The sequence below is a fragment of the Yinghuangia seranimata genome, assembly GCF_029953285.1.
GTDB lineage: Bacteria > Actinomycetota > Actinomycetes > Streptomycetales > Streptomycetaceae > Yinghuangia > Yinghuangia seranimata.
In genome coordinates, this window is the sequence record NZ_JASAOI010000006.1 from 81783 (window position 1) to 96268 (window position 14486).

Genomic DNA, 14486 nt, shown 5'->3' on the forward strand with positions numbered 1-14486 from the left:
GCCCGCGCCGGAGGATAGCGGGTTCCGGGGCCATGGATTACGGCGGTGTTTGGTTCGGAAAAGTTCGGGGATGCGCCCTGACACGCGTCAACCCGGTGCTTGATCGGCACATCGGTGATCGGGCAAGCTGAACCGTCAGACCGACCGGGACAAGCCGAGTTCCTGGCCAACTGTCGTGTTGGAATCGATGCCGGGGTGCGGTCCCGTACTCCCGGGAACGCGGTTCCCAGCAGTCCAGGGAGAGAGATGGAGCGCAATTCCGGCGGTCATGGCGGTAACGGTGACACCGGAGGCGACCCGGGGGTCGGCAGCGCGGAACAACCCGACCGCGCGGTCGTCGACCCCGCGGTCATCATGGCCCAGGCCAAGGACGAGAACTTCCCGGTCGCCTCGCGCGTGCTCAAGCCGGAGCACCGCCGCCACCTGCTCGCGGTGTACGGCTTCGCGCGCCTGGTCGACGACATCGGCGACGAGGCGGCCGGCGACCGGCTCGCCCAGCTCGACGCCGTCGAGGCGGACGTCCAGCGGATCTACGCCGGGCGCGACCCCGAGCTGGCGGTGCTGCGCCCGCTGCGCGGAACCGTCGACGCGGTCGGCCTCCCGGTCGACCCGCTCGCCGCGCTGATCGAGGCCAACCGGCAGGACCAGCGGGTCAGCCGCTACGAGACGTACGACGAGCTGGTCGACTACTGCAAGCTCTCCGCCGACCCCGTCGGCCGGATCGTGCTTTATGTCTTCGGGCGCGCCACCGACGAGCGGTTCGTCTGGTCGGACCGGGTCTGCACCGCGCTGCAGATCGTCGAGCACCTCCAGGACGTCGCCGAGGACCTCGGCAAGGACCGGATCTACCTGCCGGCCGAGGACATGGCCCGGTTCGGGGTCGCCGAGGCCGACCTCAAGGCCCCCCGCGCATCGTCCGACCTGCGAAAACTGGTTGCGTTCGAGGCCGGTCGCGCGACTAACCTGCTCCGCGCCGGGGCGCCCCTGGTGGATTCGCTGCGCGGACGCGAGCGGCTCGCCGTCGCGGGCTTCACGGCCGGGGGGCGGGCGGCACTAGCGGCGATCGCCGCGGCGGACCACGACGTGCTGGGGCGGCGTCCCCGGCCGGGGAAGGCCGGCCTGCTGCGGGAACTCGTCCGCGTGCTGGCCCGGAAACGGTGAAGGAGCGACATGGACGTCGACGCGTCGTACGCGTACTGCGAGCGGCTGACCCGCAACCAGGCGCGGAACTTCTACTACGGCATCCGGTTGCTGCCCGAACCCAAGCGGCTCGCGCTCAGCGCGGTCTACGCCTTCGCCCGTGAGGTCGACGACATCGGTGACGGCGACCTGCCGCTCGAGGACAAGGTCGCCGAGCTGGCCCGCATGCGCGCGCAGCTCGAGGACCTCACCGCGTACCGCGACCCGGTGTGCACCGCCCTCGCGGACGCCGCGCGCCGCTACCCCATCCCGCTGTCCGGGCTCGGCGAGCTCATCGACGGCGTCGAGATGGACCTCAAAGAGACCCAGTACGAATCGTTTGAGCAGCTGACCGTGTACTGCCGCTGCGTGGCCGGCGCGGTCGGCCGGCTCTCGCTCGGCATCTTCGGCTCGCACGACCCCGAGCGCGCCCCGGGGCTGGCCGACACGCTCGGCATCGCGCTGCAGGTCACCAACATCCTCCGCGACATCAAGGAGGACAAGGAGAACGGCCGCGTCTACCTGCCGCGCGAGGACCTCGCCAAGTTCGGGCTCGAGGACGCGTGGGAGCCGGACGGCGCGTTCCGCCCCGGGCCCGCGTTCGACGACCTGGTGCGCTTCGAGGGGGAGCGGGCCCGCCGACTGTTCGACGAGGGCCTGCGGCTGCTGCCGCTGCTGGACCGGCGCAGCGCCGCGTGCACGGGCGCGATGGCGGGCATCTACCGCCGCCTGCTCACCCGCATCGTCGCCGAGCCGTCCCTGGTGCTCGCCGGACGCCAGTCGCTGCCGGGCTGGGAGAAGGCCGAGATCGCCGTCCGAGGCCTTTCCGGGCTGCCGGTCGGCGAGCGCTCCGCGTTCGCGCGCCTTGTGCGCCCTGTCACACCGAAAGCTCCGGATCAGGCCGTCAACGGGGGAACACGAACCGGGGAAAAACACTTCAACGGGGAGTAGGCCGAGTGATCATCTGGGTACGTGAGGGGCCATGACACGTCGTCTGATCGTGGTGGGGGGAGGGCTCGCCGGCATCACCGCCGCGTTGACCGCGGCGGACGCCGGTGCGCACGTCACGCTGCTCGAAGGGCGTCCGCGCCTGGGCGGGGCGACGTTCTCCTTCCGCCGCGACGGCCGGTGGCTCGACAACGGGCAGCACGTCTTCCTGCGCTGCTGTACCGAGTACCGGCGGCTCCTCGACCGGATCGGCAGCACGGACAAGACGGTCCTCCAGGACCGGCTCGACGTGCCCGTCCTGACCCCGTGGGGCACGACCGGCCGGCTCAAGCGCACCGCCCTGCCGTCGCCGCTGCACCTGTCCGCGGCGCTGTCGCGCTATCCGTTCCTCACGCTCGCGGGCCGCGCCCGGGTCGGCGTCGCGGCGCTCGCGCTCAAGCGCCTCGACCTCGACGACCCGCGCCTGGACGAGACCACCTTCGGCGCGTGGCTGGACCGCTTCGGCGTCACCGAGCGTGAGCGCGCCGCGATGTGGGACCTCGTCGGCGTGGCCACCCTCAACCTGACCGCCGAGCACGCGTCGCTCGCGATGGCCGCCAAGGTCTTCCGCACCGGCCTGCTCGACACCAACGACGGCGCCGACATCGGCTGGAGCCGGGTCCCGCTGCAGGAGCTGCACGGCGACGCCGCCCAGCGCGCGCTCGAGGACACCAAGGCGGAGGTGCGGCTGCGCGCCCGGGTGTCCGCGCTCGACACGCTGCCCGGTGGCGGCTTCACCGTCACCGCCGACGGCGCCACGCTGGACGCCGACGCCGTCGTCCTGGCCGTCCCGCACGAGGACGCCGCCCGCCTGCTCCCGGCCGGCGCACTGATCCTGGACGGCCGTCCCACCGACCCCACCGCGCTCGCCGGACTCGGCGCCTCGCCGATCGTCAACCTGCACGTGCTCTACGACCGCCCGGTCTTCCGCGAGGAGTTCGCGGCCGGCCTGGCGAGCCCCGTGCAGTGGGTCTTCGACCGCAGCGCCAACCTCGGCCTCGAACGCGGCCGCTACCTCGCGGTGTCGCTGTCCGCCGCGGACGACGAGATCGACCGCACCAACCACGAGCTGCGCGAGCGCTACCTGCCCGCGCTCGAGCGACTGCTGCCCGCCACGCGTGCGGCACGTGTCGAGGAGTTCGTGGTGACGAAGGAACGCACCGCGACGTTCCGCGCCGCACCGGGCACCGGGCGGCTGCGCCCCTACGCGCGAACCGCCGTTCCCGGCCTCGCGCTCGCCGGCGCGTGGACCGCGACCGGCTGGCCCGCGACCATGGAGAGCGCTGTCCGCAGCGGTCTCGCCGCGGCCCAAGTGGCCTTGCCCAGCCTGGACTTGGACCCCGGGCGTGTTCTGCCGACGACCACACCTGGTGCCTTCCCGGAGAGGACGACGACACCGTGACCGTAGCCGACAGCTCACTCGCCCCCCTGGTACTCGACCGCGCCCGCGAGGCCTCGCAGCCCGCGCTGCGCGCCGCAGTGTCCCGGCTGGAACCCCCGCTCGCCCGCGTCTCCGCCTACCACATGGGCTGGGTCGACGCCGAGGGCCGCCCGGCACCCGGCAACGGCGGCAAGGCACTTCGCCCCGCCCTCGCCCTGCTGTCCGCCGAGGCGGTCGGCGCCCCGACCGAGGCCGGGGTGCCCGGCGCGGTCGCCGTCGAACTCGTCCACAACTTCTCGCTGCTGCACGACGACCTCATGGACGGCGACGAAGAGCGCCGCCACCGGCCCACCGCCTGGAAGGCGTTCGGCCCCGGCCTCGCCGTCCTCGCGGGCGACGGCCTGCTCGTGCTCGCCGAGCAGGTCCTCATGGAGTCCGGCGGCGAGGGCGACCGCGCCGCCAAGCTGCTCACCGACGCCACCGCCGCGCTCATCGACGGCCAGTCGCAGGACCTGTCGTTCGAGACCCGCATGGACGTCACCGTCGACGAGTGCCTCGCGATGGCCGGCAACAAGACCGGCGCGCTGCTGGCCTGCGCCAGCGCGATCGGCGCCGCCCTGGCGGGTGCCGACCAGGCCGTCGTCGACCGGCTCTACGCGTTCGGCCACCACCTCGGCATCGCCTTCCAGGCCGTCGACGACCTGCTCGGCATCTGGGGCCGCCCCGAGGTGACCGGCAAGCCCGCCTGGAACGACCTGCGCCAGCGCAAGAAGTCCGTCCCCGTGGTCGCCGCGCTCAACGCGGGCGGCGCCGACGCCGGACGACTCGCCGACCTCTACCGCACCGAGGGCGACCTGAGCGAGGACCAGCTCGCGCTCGCCGCCCGCCTGGTCGCGGACGCCGGAGGACGGACGCGCACCGAACTGGAGGCGCAGCGGCACCTGGAACTCGCGCTCGGCAGCCTGGACGGACTCGGTATCCCGGAGGTGACGCGTACCGACCTGGCGGCCCTGGCGGCATTCACTACGACTCGGGAGTTGTGAAGATGACGGTGACCGTCCCGACCGGAGCCACCGACGCGCCGGACCAGGCCAAGGACACCCTGGACCGGGCGGTTGCCCACCTGCTCGGCCTCCAGGACCCGGCCGGGTGGTGGAAGGGCGAGCTGGAGACCAACGTCACCATGGACGCCGAGGACCTGCTCTTCCGGGAGTTCCTCGGCATCCGCACCGCCGAGCAGACCGAGCAGAGCGCCCGGTGGATCCGCGCGAACCAGCACGAGGACGGCACCTGGGGCACCTTCCGCGGCGGACCCGCGGAACTGTCCACCACCATCGAGGCGTACGTCGCGCTGAAGCTGGCCGGCGACAGCGTCGACGCGGACCACATGCGCGCCGCCGCCGCGTACATCCGCGCGCAGGGCGGCATCGCGAACTCCCGTGTGTTCACCCGCTTCTGGCTGGCCTTCTTCGGCTGGTGGTCCTGGGACGAACTGCCGGTCATGCCACCCGAGCTGATCTACCTGCCCAAGTGGTTCCCGCTCAACGTCTACGACTTCGCGTGCTGGGCGCGGCAGACGATCGTGCCGCTGACCATCGTGAGCGCGCTGCGCCCGGTCAAGCCCGCGCCGTTCCGCCTCGATGAACTGCGGCCCACCGGAACGGTCAGGGCCAAGCCGGTCGCCGACGACCCGTGGTCGCGGTTCTTCCGCACGCTCGACCAGGCGCTGCACGTCTACAGCAAGCGCCCGGTCAAGCCGGTCCGCAAGGCCGCCATGCGCCGTGCCGCGCAGTGGATCATCGAGCGCCAGGAGGCCGACGGCGGCTGGGGCGGCATCCAACCCCCTTGGGTCTACTCGCTGATCGCGCTGCACCTGTCCGGATACCCGCTCAATCACCCGGTCATGGCGCAGGGCATCAAGGGCCTGGACGGCTTCACCATCTGGGAGGAGACCGACCAGGGCACGGTGCGCCGCTTCGAGGCGTGCCAGTCGCCGGTGTGGGACACCGGCCTGGCGCTGGTCGCGCTGCGCGACGCCGGGTTCGCCGCCGACCACCCGCAGGTGGTCAAGGCCGCGGGCTGGCTGCTCGACGAGGAGATCCGCGAGACCGGCGACTGGGCGGTACGCCGCCCGAACCTCGAACCCGGGGGCTGGGCCTTCGAGTTCGCGAACGACTACTACCCCGACACCGACGACACCGCCGAGGTCGTCATGGCGCTGCGCTACGCGGAGCACCCCGACACGGACCGGATGCGCGACGTGCTCGCCCGCGCCGAGGTGTGGACCGCGGGCATGCGCAGCAAGGAAGGCGCGTGGGGCGCCTTCGACGCCGACAACACCAGCACGCTGCCGCTGAAGCTGCCGTTCTGCGACTTCGGCGCGGTCACCGACCCGCCGTCCGCGGACGTCACGGCGCACATCGTGGAGATGTTCGCCGAGTCCGGGCCCGAGTACCGCGACCAGGTCGTCGAGGGCGTCCGCTGGCTGCTGCGCAACCAGGAGGCGGACGGCTCGTGGTTCGGCCGCTGGGGTGCGAACTACATCTACGGCACCGGCGCGGTCGTGCCCGCCCTCGTGCTCGCCGGGGTCGACCCGCGGCACAGCGCGGTGCGGCGTGCGGTGCGCTGGCTGCACAGCATCCAGAACCCGGACGGCGGCTGGGGCGAGGACCTGCGCAGCTACGCCGACAAGGGCTGGTCGGGCCGTGGCGACTCGACCGCGTCGCAGACCGCGTGGGCGCTCCTGGCGCTGCTCGCGGCCGGTGAGCGCGGTGCCGGGGTGGAGCGCGGCGTCCGCTGGCTGGCGGAGCATCAGAACGACGAAGGCGGCTGGGACGAGCCGCAGTTCACCGGCACCGGGTTCCCCGGCGACTTCTACATCAAGTACCACATGTACCGCATCGTGTTCCCGGTCATGGCGCTCGGGCGGTACGTCGAGGCGACAGGAAAGCGGTGACGACACGGCGGTGATCCGCGACTACGTCATAGCGACGCCCATGCGCATCGAGTGGCTCGCGGTCCGCTCGACGCACCCGTTCGCGATGCGCACGGGCATGGGCGCGAAGGCCTCCCGCAGGGCGGCGCCGCGACTGGCCGGCGCCGAGGCCGTGGTGCTCGCCGGCTTCGCCGCGGGCATGGCGGACACCCGGCCGGGCGACATCGTGGTGGCGTCCGAGGTCCGGGCGCCCGACGGCACCCGGCACGCCTGCCCGGACGCCGAGCCGCTCGCCGCCGCCCTGCGCGGGCTGCTCGGCGCCTCGGCACGGGTGGTCGTCGGCCCCGTGCAGACCGTCGACAAGCTGGTCCGCCCCGCCGAGCGGGCGCGGCTGGCCGACGAGGGTGTCCTGGCCGCCGAGATGGAGGCGGCCTACGTGCTCGCGGAGGCGTGGCAGGCGCGCTGGGCGATGGTGCGCGTGGTCAGCGACGCGCCGGGGCACGAACTGGTCAGCCCGCGCATCGTGCCGAACGGGATCCGGGCGTACCGCACTCTCAAGGCCGCCGCACCGGCGCTGCACGGCTGGCTCGGCGAGGTCGCGGCCGAGCGGGCGCAGGGCGACGCGTCCGCAGGATCGGCCGGAGCGGCAGGCGGCGGCGCGGCGGCCGGTTCCGGGCCGGTGCCGACACCGGACGGCCCCGGCGAGGCAGACTTGGGCAAGGGACCCGGTACGGAGAGCGGACAGGACGGTGGCGATGACGTTCGACCTGGGTGAGACCCTCGCGGAGTACGAGGGGCGCGGCTTCGAGCTGACCGCCAAGCACCTCAATCCGCAGCTGCCGCGCGTCCTTCAGACGATCGGCTTCCACCGCGACTACGTGCGCGCCGAGGGCCCCTACCTCTACGACGACACCGGGGCGCGCTACCTGGACTTCCTGTCCGGGTTCGGCACGTACGGTGTCGGCCGGCACCACCCCGTGGTGCGCAAGGCGATGCAGGACGTGATCGCGCTCGACCTGCCGGACATCGTGCACTTCGCGACGCCGCCGCTGGCCGCCGCGCTCGCCGACCGGCTGCTGCGCACGACCCCGCACCTGGACCGCGTGTACTTCTGCAACAGCGGCACCGAAGCGGTCGAGGCGGCGCTGAAGTTCGCGCGCTTCGCGACCGGGCGCCGGCGGATCGTGTACGTCGACCACGCGTTCCACGGCCTGACCACCGGCTCGCTGTCGGTCAACGGCGCCAAGGAGTTCCGCAAGGGCTTCGAGCCGCTGCTGCCGGACGTGGCGATCACGCTGGGCGACCTGGACGCGCTGGAGCGCGAGCTCAAGCGCGGTGACGTGGCGGCGTTCATCGTCGAGCCGATCCAGGGCAAGGGCGTGCTGCTCCCGCCGCCCGGCTTCCTGGCGGCCGCGCAGAAGCTGCTGCGCCAGCACGGCGCGCTGCTGATCGCCGACGAGGTGCAGGTCGGCATGGGCCGCACCGGGAAGATGTGGGCGTATGAGTGGGAGGACGGCGTCGAGCCGGACATCGTCACCGTCGCCAAGGCGCTGTCCGGCGGCTATGTGCCGATCGGCGCGACGCTGACCAAGGACTGGATCTTCAAGAAGGTCTACTCGACGATGGACCGCGTCCTGGTCCACGACTGCACGTTCGGCGGCAACAACCAGGCGATGGCGGCCGGGTTGGCGACGCTGGCGGTGCTGGAGGACGAGGACCTGGTCGGCAACTGCGCGCGCATGGGCGACGCGTTCCAGGCGGCGCTGCGGCCGCTGCTCGACAAGTACGAGCTGTTCGCGGACGTGCGCGGCCGCGGCCTGATCGTCGGCCTGGAGTTCGGCAAGCCGCGCTCGCTGAAGCTGCGGGCGGGGTGGACGACGCTGCAGGCGGCGCGCACCGGGCTGTTCGCGCAGATGGTGGTCGTGCCGATGTTCCAGCGGCACCGCATGCTGACCCAGGTCGCGGGCGACCACATGGACGTCATCAAGCTGCTTCCGCCGTACGTGATCGGCCAGCAGGACGTCGACGACTTCACCGCCGGCTTCGTCGACGTGATGGACGACGCCCACAAGGGCACCGGCCTGATGTGGGACTTCGGTCGCACGCTGATCAAGCAGGCGCTCACCAAGTAACGGGACCGCGGTACGCGCGAGGGCGCCCCGGCCGGGACGGCGGGGGCGCCCTCGGACGTGCGGGGCCGGTCAGCGCTGTGGCGGCGTGTCGGCGACGTCCGCCGGGAACCGGGTCGGGCCCGGCGTGGGAAGTGTGGCCGGGTCCGCGGGCGGCGGCGGGTCGTACTGCGCCAGGATCGGTGCCCAGGCCGGACTCTTGAGGATGGACAGCGCCTGCTCGTCGGTCAGCGGGAAGGTGCTGCGGGTGGGCTTGCCGTTGTCGGACAGCTCGCCGTTGCCGTACGCGAGCTCGACCTTCGTCTTGCCGGAGACGTACGAGAAGCCCTTCCAAGCGATGCCCTTCTCAGGGAACGGCTTTTCGTAGGTGCTGAGCAGGGTCCCGTCCGGGGCGTTGCTGCAGCTGCTGTAATTGTTCTCGTTGGGCGTCGGCTTGCCGTCGACCAGGTGGCACAGGAAAAAGCGCTTGCCGGACATGTGGAAGACCACCTCGACCACGCCCTGCCCGGTGTCCCACGTGACGCTCGCGTACAGGCCGCCGTCGATGCTGGTGTTGGTCTTGACCTGCTTCGTTCCGCCGGGCAGCAGCTCCGCGATGATCGGGCCGAGCCGCTCGGCGAGCGGATTGGGCGCGACCGGCTGGGACGGAAGGTCGGGGTTCACACCGCCGAACCACCCGTCGATCCAGGACTGCGACGGAGACGCCGCCGGCCCGGCTTTCGCCGCCGGCCCCGGCTTCAGCTGGACGGCGCCGACGACGCCCGCCGCGATCAGCCCGACCGCCAGCGCCCCACCGGCCGCTTGGCCGAGCATCCGTCGCCGGGCCCGGCGACGTCCGCCCTCCGCGGCACGCGCGGCCAGTCCCGGGCGGGGCGGCGCCACCAACTCCTCGGCTTCCGCCTGCAGTCCGCTGCGGAACAGTTCCTCGGTCTCCACGCTGTGCGCTCCTATGTCCGTCGTTTCTCCGCCGCTCATCGCCGCGCCCCCGTCTCGAGCGCGCCGGCCAGCTCCGGCACGCGCTCGCGCAGCCTGGCCAGCGCGCGCATGGAGCCGGTCTTCACCGCGGACGCGCCCATGCCCAGCTGCCGCGCGGTCTCCTCGACGCTCAGGTCCTCCCAGTACCGCAGCACCAGCAGGGCGCGTTCGCGCGGTTCGAGGGTGTGCAGCGCCTCGACGAGGGTGAGCCGCAGCTCGGGGTCGCCCTGGACGGGCGCGGGGGTGCGGGCCAGCGCCTCCGCGTCTATCCCGGTCATCTCGGTGCTGCTCCTGCGGCGGCGCCGGTCCAGGAAGGCGTTGACGAGCACGCGCTTGGCATACGCCTCGGGGTGCTCCTGGCGTTCGATCTTCGGCCACGCGACGTAGACCTTCTCCAGGGCGGTCTGGGCGAGGTCCTCGGCGAGGTGCCAGTCGCCGCACAACAGGTACGCGGTGCGGCGCAGCGAGGCCTGGTTCGCCTCCGCGAACTCCGTGAACCCGACGCGTTCTCTGTGGAACCAGCCCATCCGTCTCCCCGCTCTCCCGGCGACCTTGCACAGTCTTGACGCATCGAACCGGCGATCCGGTCACACGCTTCCGGCGCCGTTCGTGACGGTCTTCGCGGGGGTCGGTGAAGGTATTGCGCAGGGTCGGGACAGGTTGCGTGACCAGGGCGTTCGCCGAATCAACCGATCGGTTGTCTGGACTAGTGTCCGTGCCATGGACGCCAGATGGCTGGAAAAGCGCATACGTATATGGCTCGTCGTCTTCGTGGTCGGGCTCGTGATCAGCGGCCTGACCGCCTTCCCGCTGGAGACTGAGACGGGCTGGCTCGTCGACCTGGTGCACCGCTTCTCGTGGCTGCCCGACCCGCTCGTCGACTGGATCGAGCGCACCCACGAAGGCGTCGTGGACACCAACGACAAGTACCCGTTCATGGCGTACGGCACGGACTGGCTGGCCTTCGCGCACCTGACCATCGCCGTGGCGTTCTGGGGCCCGTTCCGCGACCCGGTGCGCAACGTGTGGGTCGTCCAGTGGGGGCTGGTGGCCTGCGCCGCGATCATCCCGCTCGCGCTCATCTGCGGGCCGCTGCGCGGCATCCCGCTGTACTGGCGGTTCATCGACATGAGCTTCGGCGTCTTCGGCGCCCTGCCGTTGCTGGTGGTGCTGAAGTACATCCGCAAGCTGTCCGCGCTGCCCCTTCCCGCGGCGAATAGGTTGACAGAGTCAATCAACTAAGTAGAGTGAAACGCGTACCCGGAGGAGGCCTGCATCCCAGGCCTGACAAGGAGGTTCGCGCGTGCCAGGATTCCCGTCCGACGTCGGGGTCGTCGACCTGATGATCGGTTTCCCGAGCGCTCAGGCACGCAGCCACTACGACTTCCTCAAGCCCCAGCTGCGGGACGCGGAGAGCGCCGAGATGGAGTTCCCGGCCGAGTACATGTTCAAGGGCGTGCCGAACCAGCTGGCCGAGGACACCGACCCCGTCGCCGTCACGCTCGCCAAGATGGACGCGTGCGGCGTCGCGGTCGGCCTCGTGGGCATGAGCGAGACCGGCCTGCGCGCCGCCAAGGAGCACCCCGGCCGGTTCCGGCTCGGCCTCGAGGTCGACCCCAACGAGATCACCGCGACCGTGCGCCGCATCCGCGCCGCGCACGAGGAGCACCGCATCGCGGCCGTCACGACCTTCCCGGCCGGCTGCAACCCGCAGGTCCCGGTCAGCGACCGCAGGTACTACCCGATCTACCAGGCCTGCATCGACCTGGACATCCCGATCATCAGCAACGCCGGGATCCCCGGCCCGCGCGTCCCGGCCGCCTGCCAGGACGTCATGCACTTCGACCAGGTCTGCTACGACTTCCCCGAGCTGCGCATCGTGATGCGGCACGGCGCCGAGCCGTGGGAGGACCTGGCCGTCAAGCTCATGCTCAAGTGGCCCGGCCTGTACTACATGACCTCCGCGTTCGCCCCCAAGTACTACCCGAAGGCGATCGTCGACTACGCCAACACCCGCGGCGCCGACAAGATCATGTACGCCGGCTACTACCCGATGGGCCTGTCCCTCGAGCGCATCTTCCGCGAACTGCCCGACGTGCCGTTCAAGCCCGAGGTCTGGCCGAAGTTCCTGCGCGACAACGCCGCCCGCGTCTTCAACCTCGACGTGCCCGGCGCTCCCGCGCAGCCCGCAGCCGGCGAGGAGGCCGCGCGATGACCGACCGCTACACCGTGATCTCCGCCGACGGCCACGCCGGCGCCAACATGGAGACCTACCGCGAGTACCTCGACCCCGCCTGGCGCGACGAGTTCGACGCCTGGCGCGACAAGTACCGCAACCCCTTCCGCGACCTCCAGGCCGACGGCCGCACCCGCAACTGGGACGACGACCGGCGCATCGCCGAGATGGAGGCCGACGGCGTCGTCGCCGAGGTGGTCTTCCCCAACACCGTCCCGCCGTTCTTCCCCACCGGTCAGCTGGTCGCCCGCCCGCCGACAGAGCGCTCCTACGCGCGCCGCCTGGCCGGCATCCGCGCCCACAACCGCTGGCTCGCCGAATGGTGCGGCGGCCCCCACAGGCACCGCCGGGCCGGCCTCGCGCAGGTCTTCCTCAACGACGTCGACGACGCCGTCGCCGAGGCGAGATGGGCCAAGGAGCACGGCCTCGCCGGCATCCTCGTCCCCACCACCCCGCCCGACGCCGCCGGCATCACGCCCATCTACGCGCCCGAGTGGGACCGGCTGTGGGAGGTCTGCCAGGACCTCGACCTGACCGTCGTCAACCACGGCGGTTCCGGGTCGCCCGACTACGGCCCCTACCCGGCCGCCAAGTTCCTGTGGATCGCCGAGGCCGCGACGTTCTTCCGCCGCCCGCTCACCCACATGCTCGTCTCCGGCGCCTTCGAGCGGTTCCCGCGCCTGAAGTTCGTCATCACCGAGCAGGGCGCCTCGTGGATCCCGCCGCTGCTCGCCCAGCTCGACGGCTACCACGACCAGATGTCCTCCGGCCGCATCGGCGAGCTCAAGTACGGCGACGAGGACCGCCTGCCGCTGCGCCCCAGCGAGTACTTCGCGCGCAACGTGTGGGTCGGCGTCAGCTTCCCCAGCCCCGTCGAGGCCGAGGCGCGGCACGGCATCGGCGTCGACCGGTTCATGTGGGGCAGCGACTACCCGCACGACGAGGGCACCTACCCGTACACCGTCGCGTCGCTGCGCCGCTCCTTCGCCGGCGTCGACCCCGCCGACCTGCGGCGCATGCTCGCTGGCAACGCCGCCGAGGTGTACGGCTTCGACCTGGACGTCCTCGACGGATACGCGGCCGCCTGCGGGCCGACCCTCGCCGAGGTCGCCACGCCGCTGGACGGCGTGCCCGCGGACAGCGCCAGCCCCGCCTTCACCCGGCCCTGATGCGCCCCCGACCCTTCCCCGGTCCCGTCCCCAGTAAGGAGCCCCGCATGTCAGGGAAGCGGTTCGCCGGACGCCGCGCGCTGGTCACCGGCGCCAGCCGCGGCATCGGCGCGGCGCTCGCCGAGCGCCTCGCCGCCGAGGGCGCCGACGTCGCCCTCACCGCCCGCAGCCTCGACCGGGCGGCCAAACTGCCCGGCACGCTCGCCGAGGTCGGCGCCCGGCTGGCCCGCTACGGCGGCAGGGTCGCGCTGATCGGCGCCGACCTCGCCGACGAGGCCGACCGCGACCGCGTCGTCCCCGAGGCCGAGGCCGGGCTCGGCGGCCCGGTCGACATCCTCGTCAACAACGCCGCGATGGGCGTCTACGCGCCGGTCGCCGACTACCCGCTGCGCCGCGCCCGGCTGCACTACGAGATCAACGTCATCGCGCCGCTGCACCTGGCGCAGGCGGCGCTCCCCGGCATGCGCGAGCGCGGCCAGGGCTGGATCGTCAACCTGTCCAGCGGCACCGCCCGGCCCTGGGCGGGCCCGCCCTTCACGCTCGGCGGCACGGGGACCGGCACCACCGTGTACGGATCGTCCAAGGCCGCCCTCAACCGGCTCACCAACGGCCTGGCCGCCGAGCTGTACGGCACCGGCGTCCGGGTCAACACCGTCGAACCGCGCGCCGCCGTCATGAGCGAGGGCGCCCAGGAGCTGGTCGGCCACATCGTGCGCCCCGACCAGGTGGAGTCCATGGAGGAGATGGTCGAGGGCGCGCTCGCGCTGTGCGACTGCCCGCCCGGGCGCACCGGCGGCGTCGAGGTCAGCCTGGCCCTGATCGCCGAGCTGGGACTGACCGTGCACGGCCTCGACGGCAGCCCTCGGGCAGTGTGACCAGGTCGTCCTGATCACATCCCCCAGGTTCATTGCAAAGTCAAACACCGATTGCATACGCTCCGCACATGTCGACGGATCAGCGCAACGAAGAGTTCATCGAGCCCAGCCCTGACGAGATCGTGGCCTTCACGAAAGAGCACGTGAAGGGCATGGAGGGCTCGGACGAGGACGAGTGGTGGAACGTCGCGGGGATGCTCCACGTCCTCATCCAGACGGTCGGCCGCAAGACCGGAAACGTCCACAAGGTCGCCCTCCCGTACTGGGAGGACAAGGACGGCAGCCGCGTCGTCGTCGCGTCCTTCGCCGGCGCCGAGAAGAACCCGTCGTGGTTCGTGAACCTCGCCGACAAGAAGGCCAACCCGACCGTGCTGGTGCGCGTCCAGGGCGGCACGTACTGGAGTGAGGCCGAGGTCCTCGACGGCGACGACTACGCCGCGACGTGGGCCGCGCTGATCGAGGACCGCGCCTACTACGCGAACTACCAGACGCGCTGCGAGCGCCGCATCCCGCTGGTGCGCCTCCCGGAGACGAACCGGGTCGCCACGCGGGGCTGATCTCCTGGGTAGTGTCGAAGCCGGGTCCGCCGCACGGCGGGCCCGGCTTCTGACGTGCACGAC

General features: G+C 72.0%; 14 protein-coding genes. 12 read left to right on the top strand and 2 right to left on the bottom strand.

Going from position 1 to position 14486, the window contains the following annotated elements; all coding sequences use genetic code 11:
- Window positions 1-354 precede the first annotated feature (354 nt).
- From hpnC to QI554_RS03925, 7 genes are read left to right on the top strand one after another with little or no spacing between them, the layout of a single operon-like run.
- The gene (gene hpnC, locus QI554_RS03895; protein ID WP_281465982.1) at window positions 355-1161 is read left to right on the top strand and encodes a squalene synthase HpnC; all 807 of its coding nucleotides are present in this window, start codon (window positions 355-357) and stop codon (window positions 1159-1161) included.
- A gap of 9 nt (window positions 1162-1170) precedes the next feature.
- Window positions 1171-2130: a presqualene diphosphate synthase HpnD gene (gene hpnD / locus QI554_RS03900; RefSeq protein ID WP_281465832.1), complete on the top strand. Its 960-nt coding sequence runs from the start codon at window positions 1171-1173 to the stop codon at window positions 2128-2130.
- Window positions 2131-2161: 31 nt separating this feature from the next.
- Window positions 2162-3568: a hydroxysqualene dehydroxylase HpnE gene (gene hpnE / locus QI554_RS03905; protein ID WP_281465834.1), complete on the top strand. Its 1407-nt coding sequence runs from the start codon at window positions 2162-2164 to the stop codon at window positions 3566-3568.
- Complete coding sequence (locus QI554_RS03910; protein WP_281465836.1) at window positions 3565-4590, top strand: polyprenyl synthetase family protein; 1026 nt, start codon at window positions 3565-3567, stop codon at window positions 4588-4590. The genes hpnE and QI554_RS03910 overlap by 4 nt, the downstream gene beginning before the upstream one ends.
- A gap of 2 nt (window positions 4591-4592) precedes the next feature.
- The gene (shc, locus tag QI554_RS03915) at window positions 4593-6503 is read left to right on the top strand and encodes a squalene--hopene cyclase (protein ID WP_281465838.1); all 1911 of its coding nucleotides are present in this window, start codon (window positions 4593-4595) and stop codon (window positions 6501-6503) included.
- Between the two features lie 10 nt (window positions 6504-6513).
- Complete coding sequence (locus QI554_RS03920; RefSeq protein WP_281465840.1) at window positions 6514-7257, top strand: phosphorylase family protein; 744 nt, start codon at window positions 6514-6516, stop codon at window positions 7255-7257.
- A complete protein-coding gene (locus QI554_RS03925) occupies window positions 7238-8614 on the top strand; it encodes an aspartate aminotransferase family protein (protein WP_281465842.1) in 1377 nt (458 codons plus the stop codon). Before QI554_RS03920 ends, QI554_RS03925 begins: the two co-directional genes overlap by 20 nt.
- A gap of 69 nt (window positions 8615-8683) precedes the next feature.
- Here QI554_RS03925 and QI554_RS03930 read toward each other — a convergent pair whose 3' ends face one another.
- Complete coding sequence (locus QI554_RS03930; RefSeq protein ID WP_281465845.1) at window positions 8684-9547, bottom strand: hypothetical protein; 864 nt, start codon at window positions 9545-9547, stop codon at window positions 8684-8686.
- Window positions 9548-9582: 35 nt separating this feature from the next.
- A complete protein-coding gene (locus tag QI554_RS03935) occupies window positions 9583-10113 on the bottom strand; it encodes a SigE family RNA polymerase sigma factor (RefSeq protein WP_281465847.1) in 531 nt (176 codons plus the stop codon).
- 193 nt (window positions 10114-10306) lie between these two features.
- Here QI554_RS03935 and QI554_RS03940 point away from each other — a divergent pair, with 193 nt between their 5' ends.
- The 5 genes from QI554_RS03940 to QI554_RS03960 all read left to right on the top strand — a co-directional run bounded on the left by QI554_RS03940 (window position 10307) and on the right by QI554_RS03960 (window position 14423).
- A complete protein-coding gene (locus QI554_RS03940) occupies window positions 10307-10828 on the top strand; it encodes a hypothetical protein (protein WP_281465849.1) in 522 nt (173 codons plus the stop codon).
- Window positions 10829-10889: 61 nt separating this feature from the next.
- Entirely contained in the window at window positions 10890-11801 is a 912-nt protein-coding gene (locus tag QI554_RS03945; RefSeq protein WP_281465851.1) for an amidohydrolase family protein, read from the top strand.
- Window positions 11798-12991: an amidohydrolase family protein gene (locus QI554_RS03950; RefSeq protein WP_281465853.1), complete on the top strand. Its 1194-nt coding sequence runs from the start codon at window positions 11798-11800 to the stop codon at window positions 12989-12991. Before QI554_RS03945 ends, QI554_RS03950 begins: the two co-directional genes overlap by 4 nt.
- Window positions 12992-13038: 47 nt before the next feature.
- Entirely contained in the window at window positions 13039-13866 is an 828-nt protein-coding gene (locus QI554_RS03955) for an SDR family NAD(P)-dependent oxidoreductase (RefSeq protein ID WP_281465855.1), read from the top strand.
- A gap of 68 nt (window positions 13867-13934) precedes the next feature.
- Window positions 13935-14423 carry a nitroreductase/quinone reductase family protein gene (locus QI554_RS03960; protein ID WP_281465857.1) on the top strand — a complete coding sequence of 163 codons (489 nt, stop codon included), beginning with the start codon at window positions 13935-13937 and terminating at the stop codon, window positions 14421-14423.
- Window positions 14424-14486: the final 63 nt, after the last annotated feature.

What these genes read in the sequence shown, in the direction of transcription:
- QI554_RS03955 (WP_281465855.1), top strand. Translation starts at nt 13,039, where the DNA reads ATGTCAGGGAAGCGGTTCGCCGGACGCCGCGCGCTGGTCACCGGCGCC.
- QI554_RS03950 (WP_281465853.1), top strand. Translation starts at nt 11,798, where the DNA reads ATGACCGACCGCTACACCGTGATCTCCGCCGACGGCCACGCCGGCGCC.
- shc (WP_281465838.1), top strand. Translation starts at nt 4,593, where the DNA reads ATGACGGTGACCGTCCCGACCGGAGCCACCGACGCGCCGGACCAGGCC.
- QI554_RS03960 (WP_281465857.1), top strand. Translation starts at nt 13,935, where the DNA reads ATGTCGACGGATCAGCGCAACGAAGAGTTCATCGAGCCCAGCCCTGAC.
- QI554_RS03940 (WP_281465849.1), top strand. Translation starts at nt 10,307, where the DNA reads ATGGACGCCAGATGGCTGGAAAAGCGCATACGTATATGGCTCGTCGTC.
- hpnE (WP_281465834.1), top strand. Translation starts at nt 2,162, where the DNA reads ATGACACGTCGTCTGATCGTGGTGGGGGGAGGGCTCGCCGGCATCACC.
- hpnD (WP_281465832.1), top strand. Translation starts at nt 1,171, where the DNA reads ATGGACGTCGACGCGTCGTACGCGTACTGCGAGCGGCTGACCCGCAAC.
- hpnC (WP_281465982.1), top strand. Translation starts at nt 355, where the DNA reads ATGGCCCAGGCCAAGGACGAGAACTTCCCGGTCGCCTCGCGCGTGCTC.
- QI554_RS03935 (WP_281465847.1), bottom strand. Translation starts at nt 10,113, where the DNA reads ATGGGCTGGTTCCACAGAGAACGCGTCGGGTTCACGGAGTTCGCGGAG.
- QI554_RS03925 (WP_281465842.1), top strand. Translation starts at nt 7,238, where the DNA reads ATGACGTTCGACCTGGGTGAGACCCTCGCGGAGTACGAGGGGCGCGGC.